Origin of the sequence: Marinomonas communis (genome assembly GCF_004363305.1) — a bacterium.
GTDB lineage: Bacteria > Pseudomonadota > Gammaproteobacteria > Pseudomonadales > Marinomonadaceae > Marinomonas > Marinomonas communis.
Genome location: NZ_SNZA01000005.1, coordinates 20,910 through 44,019 on the forward strand (window position 1 = coordinate 20,910; position 23,110 = coordinate 44,019).

The following is a 23,110-nucleotide window of genomic DNA, read 5'->3' on the forward strand; positions in this document are numbered from 1 at the left end:
TGAAGAGGTAAATCAGATGGAAAAACAAGAAAAATAATAAGGGAGAGCCCATGTCACAATCGGTTCAACTCGCATCCTTGCCTTTTGCTAGCCACTTCAAGCTAGGTGTCATTCGGCTGAATTCAGAAAAGACGCTGAATGCGTTGTCTTTAGAAATGATTCATCTAATTCACAGCCAACTGCATGATTGGCAAGAAGATCCATACATCGTTGCAGTGCTTATTGAGGGAAGTGGAGACAAAGCATTTTGCGCGGGCGGTAACGTGGTCGATGTCTATCGATCAATCGTTGATAAAGCGGACGGTGGCGCTTTTAGTCAACATTACTTCAGTCATGAGTATGAGCTTGACCAATATATTCATGAGTATCGTAAACCGGTCCTATGTTGGGGGCATGGCTATGTGATGGGAGGCGGCATGGGATTGTTTATGGCGTCCCGCTATCGATTAGTGATGCCATCAAGCAAACTTGCGATGCCGGAAATTAAAATTGGTCTGTATCCCGATGTGGGAGCAAGTTACTTCTTAAATCAACTGCCAGAACATTTTGCTCGTTTTTTAGCACTGACGGCCTACCAAGTTAATGCTACCGACGCCTGCGAATTAGGGTTAGCAACTCACTATGTTTGTGATGAAGCCTACTATGAAATTTTGAAGCAGTTAGCGTCTGGAGTACTTGATGACAATAGTCATGAGCATGTCATTCAGCATATAGAACGTGTGCTTCATACATTTACTATGTCGGATGAGTTGCCATTACTAAGGCCAGAACTGATCGCCCATGAAAAAGAGCTCGAAAAGCTGATGAGTGGTGACATTGTGAATATATACCATTCGTTAAAAGGCTTTAAAAATGACAGTTCTTCCTTGATGGCTGCGCGAGGTAACTTTTTAAAAGGTAGCCCTTTATCTGCATGCCTGATCATTGATCAGTTGGATTGGGCAAAAGGAAAAAGCCTTGCGGATGTGTTTGAACGCGAGACCTGTTTATCCGTCAACATCAGCCTATATGGAGATTTTTGTGAGGGTGTCAGGGCATTATTGATCGATAAGGACCAAAAGCCCGTATGGAAATATCACTCAGTGATAGAAGTGCCAAAAGATGCACTTGTGAAGTACGTTGAGAAAGTTACTCTGAAACAGGAGGAGTGCTCGAGTTAGTGACTTTATTTCGATAGTCACTCAGTACGATCTCTAGCGCTGCGATCGCTGTTTCGTTAGGGATTTCGTTTTCCTCAAGCAGAGCAATAAGGTCGACGGCGAGTTTGATATGATCTGGTGCGGAGTCTAGTGACATGGATTTATTCTGCATATTTGCTGTCATGTATTTGGAATAGGCGTTTAATACAATGGTGTTATCTAATGTATAGCGCCAATGTATGGCAAGAAATGTTAACACATCCTCGAGGTGCGCGTGGTTACAAATGAATTTTGGTTGGAGCGTTGGCAGTCTGGGCGAATTGGCTTTCATCGAGATGAAGTCAATCCTTGGCTGGTGCAATACTGGCCGCAGGTAGCACGTGGCGCTAGTGTACTGGTGCCTCTGTGCGGTAAATCTGCGGATTTATTATGGTTGGCTAATCAAGGCTATAACGTAACAGGTGTGGAGCTATCGCCCATGGCGGTGGTGGAATTCTTCGGTGATAACGACCTGACTTACCACACTGAGCAAGTGGGTTGTCTCAAAATCCACACGGCCAACGATTTGCCTTTGCGCATTGTCGAAGGTGATTACTTTGACTTTGATGAAACGGGATTTGATGCCTGTTACGATCGAGCGGCCTTGGTGGCAATGCCAGAAGATAAGCGGGAGCAATACGTTCTCCACACTAAGCAGCGCTTAACGCCTCAAGCATCCTTGTTACTGGTTACGTTAAGTTATGATGGTGATCAATCTGGACCACCATTTTCAGTATTGGACTTTGAAGTTACTGAGCTTTGGGGAGAGTGGATTCGTAAAGTGGCTAGCGAAGATTTGCTGCAGGTCGATGAGCGTTATCAAGGCGTTGACCGTACATTTTACGAAGAAACAGTCTGGCGTATTACCAGCTAATAATATCCCTATATACCTGACTAATTTTCTGGGATAATAGCGCCATCAACGATTCCAGATTCACCAATCTCCCAAGCGTTCTCCGCTTGGGATAGAGCTCATATGATCAAACGACACAAAACCGCTCCAGATATTTTTTCTTATTCGCCTTATTGGGCTGAATGTTACGGCGTTGCGCCATTCTTACCGACTAGCCGTGAGGAAATGGATGCCCTAGGTTGGGACAGCTGTGATGTCATCATCGTCACAGGCGACGCCTATGTTGACCATCCAAGCTTCGGTATGGCAGTAATGGGACGAGTCTTGGAAGCGCAAGGGTTTCGTGTAGGAATTATTGATCAGCCTGATTGGCGTAGTCCTGATGACTTTATGCGCCTTGGACGTCCGAATTTATATTTCGGTGTGACCGCGGGCAACATGGACTCGATGATCAATCGATATACCGCTGATCTAAAGGTACGTAATGACGATGCTTACACGCCTTATGGTGAAGGTGGTAAACGTCCTGATCGTGCGGTCATTGTTTACTCTCAGCGTTGTAAGCAAGCGTTCCACGATGTGCCTGTCATGATTGGTGGTATTGAAGCCAGCTTACGCCGTATCGCTCAGTACGATTACTGGAGTGATGAGGTACGTCGTTCTGTATTAGTGGATTCCACTGCAGACATCCTTTTATACGGAAATGCTGAGCGTGCCATCATAGAAGTGACTCATGCGATTGCTAATGGCAAAAGCATGGATGACATCGTGAATGTTCGTGGCACTACGATTATCCGTGATGTTCCGCCGGGTGGTTATACTGAAATTGACTCAACCCGCGTTGACTGGCCAGGCAAGATCGATCAGATCTATAGCCCTTATGAGTACATTCCAGAAGGTAAGTGCCAAACAGGTGAACAGCAGGACGATAGTGATGTGATGCCGATTCGAGTCATCCCAGCACCACTTCGTAAAGGTCAAAAACTGGATGCTGAGAAGACGTACATTCGTCTTCCTTCGTTTGAAAAGGTTTCTAAAGACCCTGTGTTGTACGCACACACGTCGCGTATTTTGCACTTGGAGTCGAATCCGCATAACGCTCGTGCCTTGATTCAAAAGCATGGCAAAAAGGAAATCTGGGTTAACCCGCCACCAATTCCGTTGGAAACCCCAGAAATGGACGGTGTGTTTGATCTGCCTTACGCACGTATTCCGCACCCTAAATACAAAAAAGCACGCATTCCAGCGTATGACATGATCAAAACATCGATCAACATCATGCGTGGTTGCTTTGGTGGCTGTACTTTCTGTTCGATCACCGAGCATGAAGGGCGTGTGATTCAGTCTCGCTCACATGAATCGATCTTGAACGAGATTGAAGACATTAAGCGTAAGGTGCCAGGTTTTACGGGGCATATTTCCGATTTGGGTGGCCCAACGTCGAATATGTACCACCTAAACTGTAAGGACGATGAGATCCAAGCCTCTTGCCGTAAGTTGTCTTGTGTCTATCCGACGATTTGTTCAAATCTAAAAACCGATCATAGCCCAACCACTGAGCTGTATCGTAAAGCTCGTGCAGTAGAAGGCATTCATAAGGTATCGATAGCATCTGGATTACGTTACGACCTAGCCGTTGAAGATCCAGAATACGTTCGAGAGTTGGTGACCTACCACGTCGGTGGTTTGCTAAAAATTGCACCAGAGCACTCGGAAGAGGGCACTTTATCGAAAATGATGAAGCCTGGCATGGGCACCTATGACCGCTTCAAAAAGATGTTTGATAAGTTCTCGAAAGAAGCGGGTAAGACACAGCACTTGATTCCATACTTTATCGCCGCGCACCCTGGCAGTAGCGATGAAGACATGATGAACCTTGCTGTCTGGTTGAAGAAAAATGACTTTAAACCAGACCAAGTACAGACGTTCTACCCATCGCCAATGTCTTTAGCAACGGCTATGTACCACTCAGGTAAGAATCCACTGCATGGTGTGACGTATAAGAGTGAAAACGTACACACGCCGAAAGACTACAAAGAGCGTACGGTACAAAAAGGTTTCTTGCGTTACCATGATCCAAAGAACTGGCCTGCACTGCGTGAAACGCTTCGTACGATGGGGCGAGCAGACCTGATTGGTAATGGAAAAGGTCAATTGGTGCCTGACGAAGAGCAAGACAAGCGTACACCTCGCCGCCCAACGAAAGCGAAGCCAGGCCAGAAAACGGGAGCATCACATACAAGCAACCGTCCAACCATGCAGAAAAACGCTGAAAACGAACGTAACCAGCGCAAGTCGAATAAGGCATCCGGTAACGGTGCAGGTAATAGGCCTGCTGGAGCTCGACCAAACGGCACAAGACCAGCTGGAAAAGGCGGCGCAAATCGCTCGAAGAGCAAATCGCCAGCGGCTCGAAGAGCCCGCTAATTTAAGCAAGTTGAAGCCCTATTTAGTAATGCTGAATAGGGCTTTTTTCTGCACACATTTAACGCCTAAATCGTCCTCAAGTTTCGAAAAGGGTGCATTATCCTCGAAAATCTCGCATAATCACCGCCCATAACTGGTATAGAATCTGCATCGTAACTCATGACACGGTGCTAACCCGCGTTAAGGCCTCCACAAGAGGTTTGCGTTAATAACCTGCGCTTTACCAAAAGTGAGCGTATTGATGATGGGACGATCTTATGAAACTTACACACCAATGGCTTTCAATTCTTGAAGGCTGCGTACTGGTTGCGCTTGGCTTGCATATCCTTAACTCTGTTGGACTGCTGATCAGTGGTACAGCGGGGATAGGTATGATTCTGAACACAGTGACAGACCTGAGTTTTGGTCAGCTGTTCTTTATTTTGAACTTACCTTTTTATGTGCTGGCTTGGCGTGCTCTTGGTAAAGAGTTCGCATTGAGAACTTTTATAGCCGTCAGTACTCTCTCTGGGTTATCTGAACTTCTACGTCACGTGGCACATATTGATATTCATCCTATCGTGTCCGCGGTTTTAGGCGGTCTGCTGGTCGGCTTTGGCTTGATCATTCTATTTAGACACAATGCCTCCCTAGGCGGACTGAACATTCTAGCAGTGTACTTGGAGAGACGTTTTCAAATCCACGCAAGTCGCACGACCTTGGTTGCCGACATTGGAATTTTAGTGGCTGCTATCATGGTTTTAGACGGTTGGCGTCTCATCTGTTCACTGCTTGCTTTCCTTTTGCTAAGCTCCGTTGTTGGCCGTTATCATCGACCACCTACTTGGGCTCAAAATACTGAAACGAAGCACGCTTAATGTACTCAACGTCAATTGCTATACGAGAGTTTCAGAGCACGGAAATCGACTACCGTGCTCTTGTAAATGTATTTCATCGTAGTGTTCACGCAATCCCCGATGTGATTTATTCAAAAGAACAGAAATCTGCTTGGGCACCAGACTGCATAGATGGTGCCAGCTGGAAACTGCGTCTTGAAGAGCACTCTGTTTGGGTTGCTGTTGATGAGCGCAATCAAGAACCTCTGGGCTTTATTGAATTAAACAAAAATGGCGACATTGAATGCTTATATGTATGCCCTAGAGCCCAGCGGCAAGGCATTGCAAAACTGCTCCTGATTACAGCTTTTGAATCCATCCGCAAACACTATCCCGATAAGGCACAGTGGCTTGTTCAGGCATCTGATGTTGCATATGAGTTTTTCATTAAGCACGGTTTCCTGCCTACGAAACGTAATCAGGTAGAGCGCTTTGGTGTGTCACTGGAAAATACGACCATGGCCAAAACGATCGCTTAAGAGTTGATTTAAAGGTTTGCCAAAAAGTGAGCTAATCTCTGCGTTATGAAAGACGCGTAAAAAAGCCCAGAACATCTGGGCTTTTTCGTCAAGCTTTAGAGATACGCTGATCAGATTATTACTGTTTTGGCAGCAGCACTGTATCGATTACATGAATCACACCATTGGATTGTTTAACGTCAGCAATGGTGACTGTTGCCATACGACCGTTTTCATCGGCAAGCATAATGGTGTCACCTTTGTATGTCGCTGTCAGAGTACAACCGCCTAATGTTGGAACTGGATGCGCTCCCATATCATCATCAATCATCGTAGTAATCGCACCAGAAAGCGCTTTAGTGCCGACAACATGGCAGGTTAGCACTTTTTGTAAAGCCGCTTTGTTCTCAGGTTTGAGCAAATTCGCCACGGCGCCGCTAGGTAGCTTGTCAAACGCTGCATTAGTTGGAGCGAACACGGTAAACGGACCGTCACCTTGTAGGGTATCGACTAGGCCTGCTGCCTTAACTGCTGCAACGAGCGTAGTGTGATCTTTTGAGTTCACCGCATTTTCAATAATATTACGGCTCTCATACATCGGTGCTCCGCCAACCATAGGGTTGTCGTTCTTCTCGCTCATACCGTAGTTCTGTGAGCCAGTGCTAGAACAGCCGGTCATGATAAGTGCGCTAGTGATGGTTAATGTAGTTAATAGTTTCATGATGGATCTCCGAGTTTTTTATTGTTGTTACTGCTTGGTATCTATAAATACGGAACCGATCTGAAATAGTTTCAAAAAAATTTAATTAATTTTCATAGAAGGTTAATGCGATACCATTTATACAGTGACGAAGCCCTGTTGGGGCAGGGCCGTCCTCAAAGATATGGCCCATATGGCTACCGCAACGACGACAATGCACCTCTGTGCGAGTAATGAACCAGCTGCGGTCTTCTTTGGTTGCCACAGCGTTCGGTAGGCTGTCATAAAAACTTGGCCAGCCAGTCCCACTATCAAATTTAGTTTTGGAATCATAAAGTGCTAAATCGCACCCTTTACAATGAAACAGGCCTTCGCGTTTTTCATCGTTTAGAGGACTCGTGTACGCTCTCTCAGTGGCTTCTTCCCTAAGCACAGCGTATTCAAAGTCGGTTAGTAGTGCTCGCCACTCGGCTTCCGTTCTAGTGATTTCGAAGTTGGCTTCCTGCACACCTGATGCGATTGCGGTTAGGCCTCGACTCATAAGTGCAATAGCTAAAGTGCCTTGTAGAAAAGTACGTCGATTCATGTCTGAGCTCCTCATGGTTGGTTAACTCTTTGTTAGAAACGATAAAAAAGCCAAGAAAGTTTCAGCTTTCTTGGCTTTAGACGGTGGTTGAACGATGTTTGTTACAGTTGAAGCTAGAGTGCAATGGTATCAGCTACAGCCAGAACCGGGCCTGTTGGCTGGCCTGTAGGTGAGCCACCCTTAGGTTCTAAACTGATTGCCATATGAGCATTGTCTAAGTTATCTATCCAATCGCCATCAAGTGAAAACTGAGCCGAGTTGGTGATGTCCAACACCCCCAGTGATATAGGAGCGCCATCGCCTACAGCTACCCATAATTCATAGTCTCCCTGCTCAGCAGGTTGACCTTTAATGGGGATGATTTTAATGGTCTGATCGTCGACATCGACTAACACGTCGATAACCAGATCAGAGGCGCTAGAGGTCAAGTAGGTCTGATAATTGGCTTCGAAAGTGTTAGGGGATAGCCACCACATCCCAAGAGCAAGCACCAAAGCCGCGGCAATACCCCAAATGGGTGAGCGACTATTCTTCTCTTTCGAGTGTTTATCCATTGATGATGGCAACTCAACGACGGTATTTGTTTCCGTTCGGAGGAAATCATCGATCTTGGCTTTAACGTGTTCAGGTGGCACATGCTCTGGCCACTCACTGGCCAAGGTCGCGAGACGTTCCGACCAGTAAATGTACGCGGATTTCAGTTCAGGGTCCGTCGACATTTGTGCTTCAAATGCTTTTGCTTGTTGATCCGAAAGCAAGCCAAGAGCGTATTCTGCTGCAGTGATGTGATCTTCTGGTAATGAATTCATTGGCTCATACACCCCTTAAGTTTCTGAAGACTGCGACGTAGCCAAGTGCGCATAGTATTCAGCGGCACTGAAAATTTGTCAGCCAAGTCGGCATAGCTTAGGCCTTCTAAATAAGCACCTTTGACCGCTTCAGCTCGTTCCGCTTCTAAGGTGCCTAGGCAGTCTTCTATTTGTCGAGATATTTCATGGGAGTAAGTCACGGTCTCTGGACTGCTTTCTTCCGAATCCAAATCATAGTCATCAATGGATTCAGTGTGTTTGCTAGCCAAGGAACGTTTGCGATCAATGGCGCTGTTACGGGCAATCGTAATTAACCATGTCATAGGGCTAAGGCCATTGACCTGATACTGACTAGCGTTACGCCAGATCTTGATATACGTTTCTTGTAAGACATCTTGTGCCAAACTCTCATCTTCTAAGACACGTAAGCAAATGCCATATAGTTTCGCGCTGGTGCGCTCATACAGTTCGCTCAATGCCAACTTTTGACCTTGTGCAATTTCTTCTAGCAGTTGTTCGACTCTAGAAACATCGTGCATAGTGACTTCCTTTAAAAGTTAGGGGCATTCGGATGTGATTGTTTTATGTACGAATTAAAGTGTAGAAGAGATCGAATACTTTTGAGAGAAAAGCTGGCGTAATGCCAAAAACTGACATAGCATCAGCGACTGCGAATAAGGGCTCGTTTAAGCACCTTGGTTAAATTTGTTTAGGACAATTGAAAATGCCAAAAGCCAGTGAAATCAAACGTAATAATGCCGTTGAATACGATGGTAAAACTTATATTGTGCGTGATATCGAACGCTCGGTTCCACAGGGGCGTGCCGGTGGTAGCTTGTACCGTATGCGCATGTACGACGTCGTCACTGGACGTAAAATCGATGAGACGTTCAAAGATTCTGAGATGCTGAATCTTGCTGATCTAATCCGCCGTCCAGTCAATTTCTCGTACTTGGACGGTGATGAGTATGTGTTCATGGATCAGGAAGATTACACACCTTTTAACCTTCACAAAGATGCGATTGCTGACGAGCTTGAGTTTTTCAACGAAGATACAGCCGGTATCCAAGTTGTTTTGGTGAGCGGTGCTCCCGTTGCGATTGAGTTACCACAAGTCGTAGAATTGACTGTTGTTGAAACAGATCCGTCGATCAAAGGTGCTTCTGCAACGTCACGTACAAAACCTGCGGTACTGTCGACCGGTGCGACTATCCAAGTACCTGAGTACATTGCTAGTGGTGAGCGTATTCGAGTAAACGTGGAAGAGCGCAAGTTTGGCGGTCGTGCTGAAAAGTAAACAGCGCTAGACGCTAGATTTACTTGATCTTATAAAGAAGCGGTTAATGCGATTAACCGCTTCTAATCCTCTAACAATTCCCTTAATCATTATACTCAATGATGGCTGTGCTGATGGCCCGATACTTGAGTTGTGAACAATGATTTCCCTAAGCTTAATCCCAGCAAAATAACCAGTAGCAGTGCGCTTAAGATCGCAAACCAATTGTCATGTGTTGCATCGGTGTATTGCCCTGAAGTGATCACCTGCCAGCCAGTGATGGACAAAACATAATCCACCATAAAACCGAATCCTAGTGCGCAGATCATGACGCCACTTAGGTAACTGAATAGAGCGCGCTTACCCAGCAGCTTGTGGACGACGCCAAGTGTGGCGATGTTCGTAGCAGGCCCTGCCAACATAAATACGAGGACAGCTCCAGGGGAAACGCCTGCAACCAATAAACCCGCGGCGATAGGTGTCGATGCGGTTGCGCAAATGTACATGGGAATGGAGATGACCATCATCACTAGCATGGCGAGCAGCCCATTGCCCCATTCTGCTAAAAAGCTCTGAGGCACATAGGCTTGTACAAGCGCTGCAAATCCCAGCCCTATGACTAACCAAATGGCAATGTCATCGACCATTTCAGTCGCGGCATATCGCATACCACGAATAAAACGCTGGCTTATGCTTAAAGGGGAATCAGGCTTTTTCTGGCTACAGCAACCTTTCGTGGCGCAGGATGAAGTGGTGTTTAAACGATCGTCTGAAGGTGATATAGACTCATCTTTCCCTACGAGAAAGCCTGCTGTCACAGCACTGGTGATGGCTGCAATAGGGCGTATGATCGCCATAAATGGACCGAGCAAAGCCCAAGATAAGGCGATTGAGTCGACCCCTGTTTCGGGAGTTGAGATTAAAAAAGAGGTCGTTGCTCCTTTTGTCGCGCCAGCTTTCCTTAAGCCCGCCGCGGCAGGAATCACTCCGCAAGAACAGAGCGGCAAGGGGGCGCCAATAAACGCCGCTTTGACAACGGAGAAGCGTGATCGACGACCGAGTTGCTTTTCCATCCAGCTCATGGGAACAAACTCTTTTAATAAGCCTGCGATGATCAACCCTAATATTAGCCAAGGTGCCGACTCTAGGAATAACTCAATTAACGCATTGAACCAATTCATAACAGCTCCTTATTCGTGATGGTGTTCAGGGACGATATCGAGTGTTTCAGATTCAAGTGCTTGGAGTATGGTGCAATCTTCAGCGCTTTCATGACCGCCACAACAGGCATTAGATAAGCGTTTCAACGAACGTTGGAAACGCTGTAACTCTTGGATCTTAGCCGTGACTTGGTCCAGCTTATCATCCACTAATGCTTTGACATCCGAGCATTCGCTGTTGGCTTTATCGACTTCAATGGAAAGCAAGGATTTAATCTCTGTTAGCGAAAATCCCACTTCCTTAGCGCGAAGGATAAAACCTAGCGTTTTGGCTTCTTGCTCTGAATAAAGGCGATAGCCATTTGCAGCGACCGAACTTGGACACAATAAGCCTTGTTTCTCATAAAAACGTAGTGTGTCGGCGTTGATTGAAAATTTCTTAGCAAGCTCACCAATACGAAACATGATGTACTCCAAATCTTGATATGCCATCAGTATAAACCTTGGAGTAAACACAAAGGTCAAGCCTAGGTTTCGTATTGAGCCAAATTTTATTGGTATCCTTTTGCTTGCAGGGTGAATAGGTAAGCGTACCGCCCATCCATTTCCAATAATTGACGATGGGTGCCTCGCTCAATGATTTTGCCGTGCTCCATTACAATGATCTCGTTAGCGAGACGCACTGTGGAGAATCGATGGGAAATGAGGATCGCCATTTTACTGGCAGTATGCTCCTGAAAGTGAGCAAAGATTTCCGCTTCTGCTCCTGCATCCATCGCGGCGGTGGGCTCATCCAGTACCAGAATGTCTGCCTTCTCACGCATAAAGGCACGGGCCAAAGCTATTTTTTGCCATTGTCCGCCAGAGAGCTCTTGCCCGCCGCGGAACCATTTGCCTAACTGCGTTTGATAACCTTGGTTTAGATCACTAATAAAGTCTGTTGCTTTGCCGAGCTCAGCCGCGGTTGCCCAGCCTTGTTGATCATCAAAGCGATCGTTATCGCCTGCACCAATATTCTCACCCACAATAAATTGATAACGCACGAAGTCTTGAAAGATGACACCAATTCGACTCAACAAAGCTTGTTCTTGCCATTCGGTAAGGTCTAGACCATCCAGCAATATTCTTCCCTTGCTAGGTTGATAAAGGCGCGTCAATAATTTGATTAAGGTCGTTTTCCCAGAGCCATTTTCGCCAACAATCGCGAGACTATTGCCTGGTTTAATATGCAGCGTGATATCGGTTAAAGCAGGGATATCACTTTCAGGGTAGGAAAACGATACGTTTTCAAAGCGAATGCCATCCCCAGGGCACGGACCGTTTCGTAGACCTTCAATATTTGCGGCTGTCGGTTGTTCCAAGTATTCGTAGAGATTCGATAGGTACAAGTTGTCTTCGTACATACCACTGATACTGGTGAGTGATGAAGCAACCGCTCCTTGGCCTTGCTTAAACAGTAGCAGGTACATGGTCATTTGACCTAACGTAATTGCCCCGACGACTGTTGAGGTGACAATCCAGCCATAAGCACCATAAAACACCGCCGTGCTGAGAATACCGAGCACAAAGCCCCAGAACTCTCGACGAAGAATCAGCTGCTTGTTTTCACGAAAAAGCTTCTCGAAAATGTCTCGATAACGTCCTAAAAATCGATTGCTTAATTGGTACAAGCGCACTTCTTTAATGTGATCTTCACGGGCAAGCAGTGTTTCTAGATAGTTTTGTTGGCGCACTTCAGGGGAGCGCCAACGAGCTAACATGAACGCATCGCCAGAGAACTTTGCTTCGGCAAAAAAAGCAGGTAATGCTCCAAGAATCAGTAATGTCAGAGCCCAAGGTGAAAACTGCCAGAGCAGCACGGCAAAGCTGGCAAGTGACACGCCATTTTGCAGTAGGGTAAAGGTTTTGGTGACAAGCGCGAGAGGGCGGCTAGAGGCTTCTCGTCTTGCTCGAACTAACTTGTCGTAAAATTCTGAATCTTCAAAATCGGCGAGGGTGAGTTGTTGCGCTTTTTCCATGATCATCATGTTCACGCGTTGACCTAAGGAGAGCCTAAGGACTGACTGCAAAGCCACCAAGCCCCGTTGATTGGCGCTGGTCAGTAAAACCAGTGCTCCCTCTAGTAGAACGAACAATAAAGCAGGGAAATACTGTAGGGTTTGTGTTTGTTCATAGTGCTCCATGGCGGCGACTACAGAATCGACAATTAACTGGCCAACGTATGCCATCAGAGCAGGCAATACACCAGCAATCAGAGTCAGTAGCGCTAATCCCAGTGTTAAACGCGGGGAGGTTTGCCAAACGAGGGTGATGGCGCGTTTGCTGTATCGAAAAACACCTAGCATATTTTTATCGATGGTGTTTTTAGGGGGCGCAGCAGGCTTCATGGAACAGTCCTTGATAAATGAATCGAGGTCATTCTAACGCCAATATCGATACTGTTCACGCAACAGTGTGTGTTTTCAATTTGACTTGCTAATGGGGCACGGATAAGGTTCAAACTCAGATTTTATAAAGGTTTCATGAGCGAAGCCTTGGATAGGTAAACATGGCAGACGGTTCTTTTCACAACTTTCCATTCACCGCAGTCGCGGGGCAAGAATCACTCAAATTGGCGTTGGTGTTAACCGCGATCAATCCTCGTATTGGTGGGGTGTTGATATCAGGCCCGCGTGGCAGTGCTAAGTCGACCCTAGCTCGTGGCTTAGCGGGCGTAATGCCTCACCTTGAGAGCAATGAAACCGCGTTTGTGACCTTGCCACTAGGGGCGACAGAAGATCGTCTGCTGGGATCCCTTGATATCGATTCGGTACTCAATGACAAACAAGTGAAATTTCAACCAGGGCTATTGGCGCAAGCGGATCAAGGCGTCTTGTATGTCGATGAAGTCAACCTACTTGCTGACAGTCTGGTCGATGTCTTGCTTGATGTGAGTGCCAGTGGCGTCAACCGAGTGGAGCGTGACGGTGTAAGCCATGTACACGACTCACGTTTTGTTTTAGTCGGCACCATGAACCCAGAAGAAGGGGAGCTGCGTCCTCAGTTGAAAGACCGCTTTGGCTTGATGGTCACGCTGTCCAATCAATATACCTTGGAAGAGCGTGTACAGATCGTGCGGCTACGTGATGAATTCGATCAAGATCCGAAAGGTTTCTGCGATGCGTTCAAGTACAAACAACGCAACTTGCGCCAAAGTATCAGCCATGCCAAAACTCGATTAAATACGATTAAGTGTGCGGATGCACTGCGTATGGACATTGCTAGTCGTTGCCAAGATGCCAATGTCGACGGTGTGCGTGCGGATATCGTGTGGGTGCGTGCAGCCATTGCTCATGCTGCATGGCGTGGCGCAAATACCGTTTCAATTGAAGATGTGCAAGCGGTAGAAGATTTTGTCCTCGCACATCGCCGCCAAACGCCGCCGCAATCAAAGCAATCGCCACCGCCAAGTCCGCCTCCATCTTCACGCCGGCCACCTGATTCTCATAAACAAGATGAGGGCCAAGGGCCGGGAAAGTCTTCACCTTCACCGCAGAATGATTCTGTCGGTGAATGGGGAAGTATGTTGCCAGAGTTACAAGCGACCAGTGACGCAGTGGTCATTGGAACTCAATTATTTAGTGAAGCCCCAGCGCAGAGTGGTAATTCAGCGCTGTTAGCCGGAAAGCAGCGCGGCTCAAGCCAAGGTGGAGCAAACCTTGGTAAGCGTCAGAGCGGCAGTATAGATATGGCACAGACTCTTAGAAGCAGTGCTGGGGAATGGCCCCCAAAGCAACTCGTGCGTCGCAAGGGGCGAGAAGGAAAACCGGTACTGCACTGCATTTTGCTTGATACATCGGGGTCGACTTTAGCTGACCAGACATTTGCCAAAGCCAAAGGTGTGATTTTGAACATCGCTGAACGTGCCTATTTAAGACGTGAGCAAATCAGTATCCTTGGCTTTGGTGGAGACCAAGTGGATTGGCTGCTGCCACAAGTGCGCGCTCCGCAAAATATTCGTGCACAACTGGATGCGTTCAGTGCCGGTGGTGGTACGCCCATGCATCAAGCGTTAGTCGATGCACAGCAATATCTGGTGCAAGCGCTACGGCAGCAGCCAGAGCTTGAGCTAAACAGCTATATTTTAACGGATGGGCGCGTGTCCGGTGATTTTCCTGTCGCTGCTTGGCAAGGTGCTTTGGCTGTCATTGATACAGAACAGTCACCGATTAAACGTGGTCGTGCACAGGAACTTGCCCAAGCATTGAATGCCGATTACCTTTCATTAAGTCAGTTGATGGCTTAAGTTAGCCGAGCCAACGAAAACGAATTTTAGATAAGTGAATAACATGACAACTCAAGTGGCCCATTGCCCTGCATTATTCCTAACCGCGCCAGCATCAAATCAAGGCAAAACCACTATTACCGCAGCCTTGGCACGCTATTTTACCGAGCAGGGGAAAGTGGTGCGTGTATTCAAAACGGGGCCGGATTACCTTGATCCGCAGATTTTAGCGCAAGCTTCCAAGCAGCCCGTCGAGCAGCTCGATATCTGGATGGCGGGCGATGAATACTGTCAAAAAATGCTATTCGATGCGGCTCAAGAAGCAGACCTGATTTTGGTCGAAGGCGCAATGGGGATGTTTGACGGCGAGCCATCAAGTGCCGATCTTGCCGCACGTTTTAACATCCCAGCTGCCATTGTGATGGATGTAAAAGGCATGGCGCAAACCGCCGCTGCGGTGGCGACCGGTTTGGCGAATTTTCGTAGTGATGTCAAAGTAGCCGGTTTAATCGCAAACCGTTGTGGTAGCGAACGTCATGCGCAATTGATCCGTGACGCTTTACCGGAAGATTTACCATTATTAATCAGCTTAAAGCGTGATGATGAAGTGACCTTACCTGAGCGCCATTTGGGCTTGGTGCAAGCTTCCGAAGTGGGCGATGAGCTAGAAGGATGCTTTACTGCCGCAGTGCGTTGGTTAACGGAAACCGAAGATCAAACTCTGCTGACACTGCCTGAGCCAGTAGCATTTTATTCGCCAGAGCAAATGGTCGCTGAGCAAGATGTCGGCACACCGCTCATTGGTAAAACCATTGCCATTGCCAAAGATGAAGCCTTTAGTTTTATCTACGATGCCAACCTTCGTGTTCTAGAAAAGTTGGGGGCTACGGTCACGTTCTTTTCGCCGCTTCATGATCAGCAATTACCGCAGGCGGATGCCCTTTGGTTACCTGGGGGCTACCCAGAACTCCATGCCGAAAAGCTCTCGCAAAACCATAACATGCTAGATCAGATTCAAACGTTTTTTGCGGCGGGCAAACCGATCTTGGCAGAGTGTGGCGGTATGCTGTATAGCCTTGAAACTCTAACGGATCTTGAGGGCAGCACCTATCCGATGCTTGGTTTGCTAAAAGGCGAAGGCGCGATGCGAGGCAAACGTGGCTGTCAAGGGATGCAAACAGCACCACTGCCAGAGGGCGATATTCGTGGTCATGCCCACCATCGTTCTCGCAGTGAGAATACACCTGAGCCATTCAGTCATGGTCGCCGTCAGCGTCACCCTGCACCAGGTGAAGCAATCTACCGCGAAAAAGGACTCACAGCGAGCTACCTGCATTTATTCTTTGCTTCAAATTTCGCGGCCACGGCAGCGTTGTTTAAGGGTGTTTAACGACCTATGTGGCCAGAAAGCAGTGACGAGCCAAAGCCGCTTCGATCAGGGCTGACGACAGGCACATGTGCCACTGCATGTTCGGTGGCGGCTGCCATGGCGTTGCTCACGAAACAGCAAGCGCCTAACGTATTTGTCACCTTGCCCAAAGGCCAAGAAGTGTCTCTTGAGATCATTTCTTATGACATCGCTGATCACTCTGTTAAAGCCGCCACTATTAAAGATGCAGGGGACGATCCTGATGTTACCCACGGTGCAACGGTTTGGGTGAAACTAGCGCTTACCTCAGAACAAGGTATTAAGTTTGTGGCAGGCAAAGGCGTTGGCACGGTCACACGAACAGGCCTTTTGCTTGACGTGGGTGAGCCTGCCATCAATCCCGTGCCGCGAAAAATGATCTCTGATCATTTGAATACCATTGCCCGAGAGCAAGGCTATCAAGGTGGATTTCAGGTGACCGTTGGTGTGGAACAGGGCGAGCAGTTAGCTCTTAAAACCATGAATCCACGTTTAGGGATTCTTGGCGGCATTTCCATTTTAGGCACCACGGGCATCGTGCGCCCATTTTCTTGTGGCGCTTACATCGCTTCGATCCAACAAGGGGTTGATGTGGCTCGTGCCAATGGACATCAATATATTGCCGCCACCACAGGTAATGCCAGTGAAACGGCGATTCAAGAACGTGATGGCTTAGACGATATGGCGTTGATCGAGATGGGCGATTTCGTTGGGGCATTGTTAAAGCATGTGAAACGTTTAGAAAGCAAAGAAGCTCACCTTGAAAAGCTCACCATCTGTGGCGGCTTTGGTAAAATAAGCAAACTGGCGCAGCAGCATATGGATTTAAACTCCCGTGCCTCGTCCATTAATTTAGAGGCCTTGGCAGAGCTCGCCAAAACATTAGGGGCGTCTGAGGCTCTACAAGGTAACATGTGCCAAGCCAACACCAGTGTCGAAGCGTTAAAATTCGCTCAAGCAGAAGGCATCGCATTAGCCGATGCCGTGTGCCAGCAAGCCCTTGAGTTTTGTCGTCGCTTTGTGCCAATGCATATGGCACTTGAAGTACTGGCTATTGACCGTAAAGGTCAGTTTGTCGGACAAGCGCTGGATCAGGGCGTATCGAACTAAAGGAAAGCTATGAAAATTCTTTTATTAGGTGGCACCGCCGATGGTCGACATTTAGCCGAACGCTTCAGCCAGTTAGGCTTTGAAGTGCTGTATTCGATAGCGGGGTTAGTGCGTGTACCGACATTGCCTTGTGAAGTCCTCGTCGGAGGTTTTACCCAGTTTGGTGGCTTGGCCACTTTTCTTAAGGAGCGTCAGATTGATTTAGTCATTAACGCGACGCACCCTTATGCCGCCACCATGAGTGATAAAGCGGTGGCTGCAGGTGTGGAAACCAGCGTGCTGGTTTGGCGTTTCTTACGTCCAGCATGGCAGGCTCAAAAGGGCGATGATTGGCGTTTTTACTCAACGGATGATGACTTATTAGTGCGGTTAAAAGGCTTCAAGCGCCCATTGCTTAGCGCAGGACAAATGTCTTTAGAGCAATTACTTGCGATCACTCAAATAGAAGGCTTTGAGCAAGGCGTGTGGCGCACAGCGGCTCTGCCGAAGTTTGATGTGCCTAACAAAGTTACTTGGCTGAAAGCCATTGGCCCGTTTGATCTCGAGCACGAGAGACACTTATTAAAAGAGCATCAGATTGATGTGATCGTGACCAAAAATAGCGGTGGCGATTCCACGTCCGCGAAGCTTGATGCCGCTCGTGAATTAGGTATCAGCGTATTATTACATCAGCGTCCAGACGTGAGAGACGCAGTACGGACTTTTTTCGACTACTCCCAACTTATTAAAGCGGTGCAGGCATTGAAAGGCCCTGCATCCACTGCTCAGGAATCCCAACAACAGTGACTTATCAGTACGATCCAACGCCACAAGGCATTGAAAACGAAAGCTTCCGCCAAATCCGTGAACTGACACAGCTTGATCATTTATCCCGTGATGCTCAGCAAGTGGTGATGCGCGTGGTGCATAGCCTTGGGTTTCCTGATGTGGCTGAACAAGTGCGTTTTAGTGACCACGCCTGTGAATCAGGACGCGCCGCGCTCGCGCAAAATTGTCCTATTCTTTGTGATGTAGAGATGGTCAAGCAGGGCGTCACTAAACGCATGATTGAGCGTGAGCCGCTGTGCTTCTTGAATGATCCACGTACGGCAGATCTTGCTAAATCTAAAGGCGAGACCCGCTCTATGGCGGCGCTAAGCCTTTGGCAGGAACAGCTGGAAGGCAGTGTGGTTCTGATTGGCAATGCACCGACGGCTTTGTTTCGATTACTTGAAATGATTCGTGCTGGCGCGCCAAAGCCTGCATTGATCATTGGTATGCCGGTGGGCTTTGTTGGCGCCGCTGAGTCAAAGCAAGCGTTATGGGATGATCACAAAGCACTGGGCATTGAGTGCATTACCTTGCTCGGTCGAATGGGCGGCAGTGCGGTGACTTCTGCCAGCTGTAACGCATTATTGCGTTGTAACATCGGCGAGTATTATTAATTAAAGCGGTAAGGGTTAACAGTGAAAATTCACGTGATTGGACTGGGCATCAATGAGCAAGCGCAATTACCAAAAGAAGCGCAGGATGTTCTGGCAAAGCTAACCGAGAACGATAAGCTTGTTGGCAGTGAGCGTCAGCTATCGATGGTCAAAACCTACGGTACTAAAGCGCAGACGCATGTGCTGCCAAAGCTGAATGACCTGAAACATCATATGGATGAGTGGGCGTCTTTAGGGGTTGAACGAGTGGCGATTTTGGCTTCGGGCGACCCTCTTTATTACGGTATTGGTGCTTGGGTACACCGCTCTTTTGCCGATCAAGAAGTACGCTTTTATCCCAATGTTTCAAGCATTCAAGCCGCTTGCCACCGTCTCGGGATCTCCTTACAAAACGCGCAAGTGTTCAGTGTCCATGGTCGACCTTTGGCATCGATTCGTACTCAGTTACACCCTTCCAAAACCTTGTTGCTGTTGACCGATAAAACCAATAATCCGCAGGCGATTGCCAAAGAGTGTGTGGAGATGGGGCTTGGTTTAAGTGAGCTGTTTGTCTGTGAGCGCTTAGGCTATGACCATGAGCGTGTGACCCGCTATACCGCGAACAGCTTAGCGCATGTAGAAGATACCTTTGATCCCCTTAACGTGGTGATCGTCAATACCAGTGCTCAGCCAGGCCGCTTGCCATCGACACCAGGTTTTAAAGATGGGCTTTTCATTACGGATAAAGGCGATGGCCAAGGCATGATTACTAAGCGTGAAGTACGTTTGGCTGTGTTGTCTTATCTAGGTGTCGAAGCCAAAGAAGTCGTGTGGGATATCGGTGCCGGTTGTGGTGGTGTCAGTGTTGAATTGGCTTATTGGAATCCTGAGAGCGAGGTGTATGCCATTGAGCACCATGAAACGCGATTGTCTTGTCTAGAAGCTAACCGCGAGCATTTTGGTGTGGTGAAAAACCTGCATGTCGTTCATGGTCGAGCGCCGGAAGCATTTGCCAATTTGCCAGCACCAAAACGCGTGTTTATCGGCGGCAGTGATGGCGAAATGGCAGAGTTATTAGACGAGGTTTGGCTGCGACTGCCGCTTGGTGGCGTGTTGTTAGTCAACGCTGTGACCGATGCAACCATGATGGAAACCATGGCATTTCTTGCCAAGCGTGACGCGGCACAAGATGCTTACGATGAAAGTTCGACAATTCAGGTTTATCGAAGTGAGCGTTTGGCGGGTAAGCGTATTCGACGCCCCCATTTGCCTGTGAGTTTATGGCGGTTTGAGAAATGTCTACCAGGAGAGCATTTATGAGCGGCACATTCTTTGGCATTGGTGTTGGCCCTGGCGATCCAGAATTAGTGACCTTAAAGGCTATGCGTTTGATTCAGCAGGCCGATGTGTTGGCGTATTTAGTTGGCGAGTCGGGTCAATCACAGGCGAAGCAGATTGCTGTGTTAGCACTAGAAGGTCGTCAATCAAACCATTCTGATATTGTCATTCCTATGCCCATGTCGACTCGCCGTGAGGCGGCCAATAATGCATATGACGAAGGCGCGCAGGCGATCTCTGAAGCGCTTGAAACAGGGCTCAATGTCGCGTTTTTGTGTGAAGGCGATCCACTGTTTTTTGGTTCGTTTACCTACTTGATGGAGCGTCTAGAAGGCAAATGTCCGATTCAAGTGGTGCCAGGGATTTCCAGCATTCATGCGGCGGCAGCTGAGCTTCAGCATCCATTGACGGTATTAAAAGAGTCCTTTTGTGTGGTGAGTGGTCGTCATACAGAGCAACAACTTGTAGAAGCGCTGCACTTACATGATTCGGTTGTGATTATGAAAGCAGGCCGTGCCCGCCCAACGATTATGAAAGCCTTAGCGCTCACCGAACGCATAGAAGACGCTAAATATGTGGAATACGTGGGGCGAGATAATCAGTTTGTAGAAAACGATGTGCGCCGCCTGCAGAATGAGTATGGACCATACTTTTCACTGTTTATTGTTTCACGCAAAGAGCGCGGCACACGATGATTCGTATTATTGCGTTAACTGATGCAGGCCAGGCGCTAGGAAAGCGTCTGGAAGCATTGTTACCAGGCAGCCAATTACATTTTAAGCCCAAGCCATTTACTGAAACCGTTCAAGGCTTTTTTCGCGAAGGCGATCCGCTACTCTTCATTTGCGCTACGGGCATTGTCATGCGTACGTTGGCGCCTGTCATAGAGGGCAAGTTACAAGACCCACCGGTATTGGTATTAGATGAATTGGGGCGCTTTGTGATTCCGCTATTATCTGGTCATGAAGGTGGTGCCAATCAATGGGGCAGTGAGGTAGCTGGTGCGCTGAATGCAGAGCTGGTGATGACCACCGCTAACGCATACTTAAATCCGGTCTATGTCCTTGGTATGGGCTGTGAGCGAAACTGCCCACTAGAATATCTGGAAAGCTTGATGCTCGAAGCGCTGGAGACAGTTGGCTTACAGCCAGATCAGATTGCAGGGCTTTACAGTATCGATATTAAAGCTGATGAAACCCACTTGATTGAGTTAGCTGAAAAATATCAATGGCCTTTTATTACTTACGATGCCGCTGCGCTTAAGACCGTAGAGCCTTTATTGAGTACGCGTTCTGAGTATGTGTTTAAAACGGTTGGGGTGTATGGCGTGGCTGAGTCAGCGGCGCTTCTGGGTGCTCAGAATTTGACGCATGGGAGCCCAGAACTGTGTCTAAACAAGATTAAAAACCCAAAAGCCACCTGTGCGGTGGCTCGGGCGTATCAGTCTTAAATCCTTAGAGAGTAGTAAGGTTTTGCGTCGCTGCAGTCAGTGTGCTGGCTTGCTTGGCAAAACAGAAGCGAACCAAACGCATATCTTCAGGGGGCGTTTGGTAGAACACCGAAATCGGAATCGCTGCGACACCAGCTGCTTCAATTAACCAAAGCGCAAACTCTGTATCTGGCACATCCTTGATGGCGCTGTAATCCATTAATTGGAAGTAAGTGCCAGGGGAGGGTGTGAAAGTGAAGCGGCTTTCACTCATGGCCTTATTGAAGAAGTCACGTTTTTGTTGGTAGAAACTTGGCAGCACTTCATCGTGTTCAGGGTGAGCGTTTAAGAAATCCGCCAAAGCGAGTTGCATCGGTGTACTGGTACTAAAGGTCAGGTACTGGTGCACCTTACGTACTTCTGCCATCAGCTGAGCTGACGCAACACAGTAGCCAATTTTCCAACCTGTAGTGTGGTAAGTCTTGCCAAAAGACGATACGACTACGCTGCGCTTCGCGAGTTCTTTGTGGCGCAACACGCTTTGATGTTCGGCACCTTCAAACACAATGTGCTCGTAGACTTCATCGGATAGCACCAACAAATCATGTTGATCAGCAATGCTGTACAGCGCTTCTAGATCATTAGCCGAAAATACTGTGCCCGTTGGGTTATGAGGTGAATTGACAATGATGGCTTTGGTATTGGGAGTAATTGCATTCGCGACTGTTTGCCAATCAATCGCAAAACTTGGCGGCAGCAAGGCGATATGCACTGGTGTACCACCATTTAAGCGAATCGCTGGGTCGTAAGAATCGTAGGCAGGGTCAAATACAATCACCTCATCACCAGGGCGCACAAACGCAGAGATAGTGGCAAACAAGGCTTCGGTGGCACCAGAGGTCACCGTGATGTCCGTATCTGCATTCGCTTGATAATCGTAGCAACGAGCCAGTTTAGTACTGATGGCTTGGCGTAATGATGGTACACCGGTCATTGGAGCATATTGGTTGGCGCCTTGCTGAATATAGTGATCCACTCGACTCAGCAGCTCACTTGGTCCATCAAAATCAGGAAAACCTTGGGATAAATTGATCGCTTGATGCTTGGCGGCCAATTCCGACATTTGCGTAAAAATGGTCGTGCCGGTACTGGGGAGTTTGCTGTCGAACTGGCGCATGAGTGATTCCTATCTACTGCGTATTAAAATCAAGAGTTCAATCCTAATGCAGTGGCAACACGAGATAAAGATCCAATATGCGTCCGTTAAACAGGTTTTTAAAATCGAAGGTTAGAACATTCTTTTACTGAATCTGGCGTTTAGCTCTGCTATAACAAAGAGATAACTGGAACCAAGAGGTGTATGGATGTCCGACGAAAAAATGCAAACTAAAGGTCGTTTAACGACGCGTACTGTCGCCATGCCAGGTGATACCAACCCTGCAGGGGATATTTTCGGTGGCTGGGTGGTGTCTCAAATGGATATCGCGGCAGGGATTTGCGCTGGTCAGCGGGCGCAATCCAGAGTTGTGACGGTCGCGCTGGATAGTATGAGCTTTATTCGCCCCGTGAAAGTGGGGGATATATTAGGAGTGTATACCTACGTTGAATCTGTTGGGCGCACCTCCATGAATATCCACGTTGAAGCATGGGTTCGCCGTGGTCGCATTGGAAAACGTGAAAAAGTAACCGAGGGTATGTTCAAGTTCGTAGCAATCGATGAGGAAGGGAAATCTATGCCCATTCCAGCAGAGGAAGACTTGCCTGATTACGTTCATGAAACGATGAATGAATTGTATTAACTAGAGCTTGATAGGCCAAAATAAAAAAGCAGCCAAT

Annotated in this window: 24 protein-coding genes; 15 read left to right on the plus strand and 9 right to left on the minus strand. The window is 47.7% G+C overall.

The features are described 5' to 3' along the window. Nucleotides 1-50: 50 nt before the first annotated feature. Nucleotides 51-1,160 (plus strand): enoyl-CoA hydratase/isomerase family protein, encoded by a 1,110-nt coding sequence (locus C8D85_RS13805; protein WP_133563742.1) that lies wholly within the window; start codon nt 51-53, stop codon nt 1,158-1,160. On the opposite strand, the gene rsmS is transcribed toward C8D85_RS13805, so the two are convergent. Beyond that, nucleotides 1,129-1,296 (minus strand): pleiotropic regulatory protein RsmS, encoded by a 168-nt coding sequence (gene rsmS / locus C8D85_RS13810; protein WP_133563744.1) that lies wholly within the window; start codon nt 1,294-1,296, stop codon nt 1,129-1,131. The genes C8D85_RS13805 and rsmS overlap by 32 nt on opposite strands. A 117-nt stretch (nt 1,297-1,413) precedes the next feature. Between rsmS and C8D85_RS13815 the strand changes: the two genes are divergently transcribed. From C8D85_RS13815 to C8D85_RS13830, 4 genes are all read left to right on the plus strand, one after another. Then, nucleotides 1,414-2,052, plus strand: a complete 639-nt coding sequence (locus tag C8D85_RS13815) for a class I SAM-dependent methyltransferase (RefSeq protein ID WP_133563746.1) — start codon at nt 1,414-1,416, stop codon at nt 2,050-2,052. Nucleotides 2,053-2,154: 102 nt separating this feature from the next. Further along, nucleotides 2,155-4,458: a YgiQ family radical SAM protein gene (locus C8D85_RS13820; RefSeq protein WP_133563748.1), complete on the plus strand. Its 2,304-nt coding sequence runs from the start codon at nt 2,155-2,157 to the stop codon at nt 4,456-4,458. A 257-nt stretch (nt 4,459-4,715) separates the two neighbouring features. Further along, entirely contained in the window at nt 4,716-5,315 is a 600-nt protein-coding gene (locus tag C8D85_RS13825) for a DUF6198 family protein (RefSeq protein WP_133563750.1), read from the plus strand. Continuing rightward, nucleotides 5,315-5,812 (plus strand): GNAT family N-acetyltransferase, encoded by a 498-nt coding sequence (locus tag C8D85_RS13830; protein WP_133563752.1) that lies wholly within the window; start codon nt 5,315-5,317, stop codon nt 5,810-5,812. The genes C8D85_RS13825 and C8D85_RS13830 overlap by 1 nt, the downstream gene beginning before the upstream one ends. A gap of 118 nt (nt 5,813-5,930) precedes the next feature. On the opposite strand, the gene C8D85_RS13835 is transcribed toward C8D85_RS13830, so the two are convergent. From C8D85_RS13835 to C8D85_RS13850, 4 genes are all read right to left on the minus strand, one after another. Next, on the minus strand, nt 5,931-6,512 hold the full coding sequence (locus tag C8D85_RS13835) for a fasciclin domain-containing protein (RefSeq protein ID WP_211342202.1): 582 nt from the start codon (nt 6,510-6,512) through the stop codon (nt 5,931-5,933). Nucleotides 6,513-6,597: 85 nt separating this feature from the next. Continuing rightward, nucleotides 6,598-7,077, minus strand: a complete 480-nt coding sequence (msrB, locus tag C8D85_RS13840; protein WP_133563754.1) for a peptide-methionine (R)-S-oxide reductase MsrB — start codon at nt 7,075-7,077, stop codon at nt 6,598-6,600. Between the two features lie 113 nt (nt 7,078-7,190). Continuing rightward, on the minus strand, nt 7,191-7,886 hold the full coding sequence (locus tag C8D85_RS13845) for an anti-sigma factor (protein WP_133563756.1): 696 nt from the start codon (nt 7,884-7,886) through the stop codon (nt 7,191-7,193). Continuing rightward, nucleotides 7,883-8,425 carry a sigma-70 family RNA polymerase sigma factor gene (locus tag C8D85_RS13850; protein WP_133563758.1) on the minus strand — a complete coding sequence of 181 codons (543 nt, stop codon included), beginning with the start codon at nt 8,423-8,425 and terminating at the stop codon, nt 7,883-7,885. The genes C8D85_RS13845 and C8D85_RS13850 overlap by 4 nt, the downstream gene beginning before the upstream one ends. A 185-nt stretch (nt 8,426-8,610) precedes the next feature. Here C8D85_RS13850 and efpL point away from each other — a divergent pair, with 185 nt between their 5' ends. Next, nucleotides 8,611-9,183, plus strand: coding sequence for an elongation factor P-like protein EfpL (gene efpL / locus C8D85_RS13855; RefSeq protein WP_133563760.1), 573 nt, complete (start codon nt 8,611-8,613; stop codon nt 9,181-9,183). Between the two features lie 95 nt (nt 9,184-9,278). Here the strand turns inward: efpL and C8D85_RS13860 are convergent, their stop codons facing one another. From C8D85_RS13860 to C8D85_RS13870, 3 genes are read right to left on the minus strand one after another with little or no spacing between them, the layout of a single operon-like run. After that, the gene (locus tag C8D85_RS13860) at nt 9,279-10,343 is read right to left on the minus strand and encodes an SO_0444 family Cu/Zn efflux transporter (RefSeq protein WP_133563762.1); all 1,065 of its coding nucleotides are present in this window, start codon (nt 10,341-10,343) and stop codon (nt 9,279-9,281) included. Nucleotides 10,344-10,352: 9 nt separating this feature from the next. Beyond that, nucleotides 10,353-10,814 carry a Zn(2+)-responsive transcriptional regulator gene (zntR, locus tag C8D85_RS13865; RefSeq protein WP_244937022.1) on the minus strand — a complete coding sequence of 154 codons (462 nt, stop codon included), beginning with the start codon at nt 10,812-10,814 and terminating at the stop codon, nt 10,353-10,355. 59 nt (nt 10,815-10,873) lie between these two features. Then, nucleotides 10,874-12,709, minus strand: a complete 1,836-nt coding sequence (locus C8D85_RS13870) for an ABC transporter ATP-binding protein (RefSeq protein ID WP_133563764.1) — start codon at nt 12,707-12,709, stop codon at nt 10,874-10,876. 161 nt (nt 12,710-12,870) lie between these two features. Here C8D85_RS13870 and C8D85_RS13875 point away from each other — a divergent pair, with 161 nt between their 5' ends. Genes C8D85_RS13875 through C8D85_RS13910 form a run of 8 tightly spaced genes read left to right on the plus strand, consistent with a single transcriptional unit; the run spans nt 12,871 to nt 21,295 of the window. Next, nucleotides 12,871-14,607, plus strand: coding sequence for an ATP-binding protein (locus tag C8D85_RS13875; protein WP_133563766.1), 1,737 nt, complete (start codon nt 12,871-12,873; stop codon nt 14,605-14,607). 43 nt (nt 14,608-14,650) lie between these two features. Next, nucleotides 14,651-15,976: a cobyrinic acid a,c-diamide synthase CobB gene (locus tag C8D85_RS13880; protein WP_133563768.1), complete on the plus strand. Its 1,326-nt coding sequence runs from the start codon at nt 14,651-14,653 to the stop codon at nt 15,974-15,976. Between the two features lie 6 nt (nt 15,977-15,982). Continuing rightward, complete coding sequence (locus tag C8D85_RS13885) at nt 15,983-17,104, plus strand: cobalt-precorrin-5B (C(1))-methyltransferase (RefSeq protein ID WP_133563770.1); 1,122 nt, start codon at nt 15,983-15,985, stop codon at nt 17,102-17,104. A gap of 9 nt (nt 17,105-17,113) precedes the next feature. Then, nucleotides 17,114-17,890, plus strand: coding sequence for a precorrin-6A/cobalt-precorrin-6A reductase (locus tag C8D85_RS13890; protein WP_133563772.1), 777 nt, complete (start codon nt 17,114-17,116; stop codon nt 17,888-17,890). After that, nucleotides 17,887-18,528, plus strand: a complete 642-nt coding sequence (locus C8D85_RS13895) for a precorrin-8X methylmutase (RefSeq protein WP_133563774.1) — start codon at nt 17,887-17,889, stop codon at nt 18,526-18,528. Before C8D85_RS13890 ends, C8D85_RS13895 begins: the two co-directional genes overlap by 4 nt. Nucleotides 18,529-18,549: 21 nt before the next feature. After that, entirely contained in the window at nt 18,550-19,827 is a 1,278-nt protein-coding gene (gene cbiE / locus C8D85_RS13900) for a precorrin-6y C5,15-methyltransferase (decarboxylating) subunit CbiE (protein WP_133563776.1), read from the plus strand. Continuing rightward, on the plus strand, nt 19,824-20,540 hold the full coding sequence (gene cobI / locus C8D85_RS13905) for a precorrin-2 C(20)-methyltransferase (RefSeq protein ID WP_244937023.1): 717 nt from the start codon (nt 19,824-19,826) through the stop codon (nt 20,538-20,540). Before cbiE ends, cobI begins: the two co-directional genes overlap by 4 nt. Beyond that, nucleotides 20,537-21,295 (plus strand): cobalt-precorrin 5A hydrolase, encoded by a 759-nt coding sequence (locus C8D85_RS13910; protein WP_133563780.1) that lies wholly within the window; start codon nt 20,537-20,539, stop codon nt 21,293-21,295. Before cobI ends, C8D85_RS13910 begins: the two co-directional genes overlap by 4 nt. Nucleotides 21,296-21,299: 4 nt before the next feature. On the opposite strand, the gene C8D85_RS13915 is transcribed toward C8D85_RS13910, so the two are convergent. After that, the gene (locus C8D85_RS13915) at nt 21,300-22,451 is read right to left on the minus strand and encodes a methionine aminotransferase (protein WP_133563782.1); all 1,152 of its coding nucleotides are present in this window, start codon (nt 22,449-22,451) and stop codon (nt 21,300-21,302) included. Between the two features lie 187 nt (nt 22,452-22,638). Between C8D85_RS13915 and C8D85_RS13920 the strand changes: the two genes are divergently transcribed. After that, nucleotides 22,639-23,073, plus strand: coding sequence for an acyl-CoA thioesterase (locus tag C8D85_RS13920; protein ID WP_133563784.1), 435 nt, complete (start codon nt 22,639-22,641; stop codon nt 23,071-23,073). The last annotated feature ends 37 nt before the right edge of the window (nt 23,074-23,110 follow it).

Excerpts from the sequence above, each read along its gene's own strand:
- C8D85_RS13805 (WP_133563742.1), top strand. The coding sequence starts at position 51 with ATGTCACAATCGGTTCAACTCGCATCCTTGCCTTTTGCTAGCCACTTC.
- rsmS (WP_133563744.1), bottom strand. The coding sequence starts at position 1,296 with ATGTCACTAGACTCCGCACCAGATCATATCAAACTCGCCGTCGACCTT.
- C8D85_RS13820 (WP_133563748.1), top strand. The coding sequence starts at position 2,155 with ATGATCAAACGACACAAAACCGCTCCAGATATTTTTTCTTATTCGCCT.
- C8D85_RS13825 (WP_133563750.1), top strand. The coding sequence starts at position 4,716 with ATGAAACTTACACACCAATGGCTTTCAATTCTTGAAGGCTGCGTACTG.
- C8D85_RS13830 (WP_133563752.1), top strand. The coding sequence starts at position 5,315 with ATGTACTCAACGTCAATTGCTATACGAGAGTTTCAGAGCACGGAAATC.
- C8D85_RS13835 (WP_211342202.1), bottom strand. The coding sequence starts at position 6,512 with ATGAAACTATTAACTACATTAACCATCACTAGCGCACTTATCATGACC.
- msrB (WP_133563754.1), bottom strand. The coding sequence starts at position 7,077 with ATGAATCGACGTACTTTTCTACAAGGCACTTTAGCTATTGCACTTATG.
- C8D85_RS13845 (WP_133563756.1), bottom strand. The coding sequence starts at position 7,886 with ATGAATTCATTACCAGAAGATCACATCACTGCAGCAGAATACGCTCTT.
- C8D85_RS13850 (WP_133563758.1), bottom strand. The coding sequence starts at position 8,425 with ATGCACGATGTTTCTAGAGTCGAACAACTGCTAGAAGAAATTGCACAA.
- efpL (WP_133563760.1), top strand. The coding sequence starts at position 8,611 with ATGCCAAAAGCCAGTGAAATCAAACGTAATAATGCCGTTGAATACGAT.
- C8D85_RS13860 (WP_133563762.1), bottom strand. The coding sequence starts at position 10,343 with ATGAATTGGTTCAATGCGTTAATTGAGTTATTCCTAGAGTCGGCACCT.
- zntR (WP_244937022.1), bottom strand. The coding sequence starts at position 10,814 with ATGGCATATCAAGATTTGGAGTACATCATGTTTCGTATTGGTGAGCTT.
- C8D85_RS13870 (WP_133563764.1), bottom strand. The coding sequence starts at position 12,709 with ATGAAGCCTGCTGCGCCCCCTAAAAACACCATCGATAAAAATATGCTA.
- C8D85_RS13875 (WP_133563766.1), top strand. The coding sequence starts at position 12,871 with ATGGCAGACGGTTCTTTTCACAACTTTCCATTCACCGCAGTCGCGGGG.
- C8D85_RS13880 (WP_133563768.1), top strand. The coding sequence starts at position 14,651 with ATGACAACTCAAGTGGCCCATTGCCCTGCATTATTCCTAACCGCGCCA.
- C8D85_RS13885 (WP_133563770.1), top strand. The coding sequence starts at position 15,983 with ATGTGGCCAGAAAGCAGTGACGAGCCAAAGCCGCTTCGATCAGGGCTG.
- C8D85_RS13890 (WP_133563772.1), top strand. The coding sequence starts at position 17,114 with ATGAAAATTCTTTTATTAGGTGGCACCGCCGATGGTCGACATTTAGCC.
- cobI (WP_244937023.1), top strand. The coding sequence starts at position 19,824 with ATGAGCGGCACATTCTTTGGCATTGGTGTTGGCCCTGGCGATCCAGAA.
- C8D85_RS13910 (WP_133563780.1), top strand. The coding sequence starts at position 20,537 with ATGATTCGTATTATTGCGTTAACTGATGCAGGCCAGGCGCTAGGAAAG.
- C8D85_RS13915 (WP_133563782.1), bottom strand. The coding sequence starts at position 22,451 with ATGCGCCAGTTCGACAGCAAACTCCCCAGTACCGGCACGACCATTTTT.
- C8D85_RS13920 (WP_133563784.1), top strand. The coding sequence starts at position 22,639 with ATGTCCGACGAAAAAATGCAAACTAAAGGTCGTTTAACGACGCGTACT.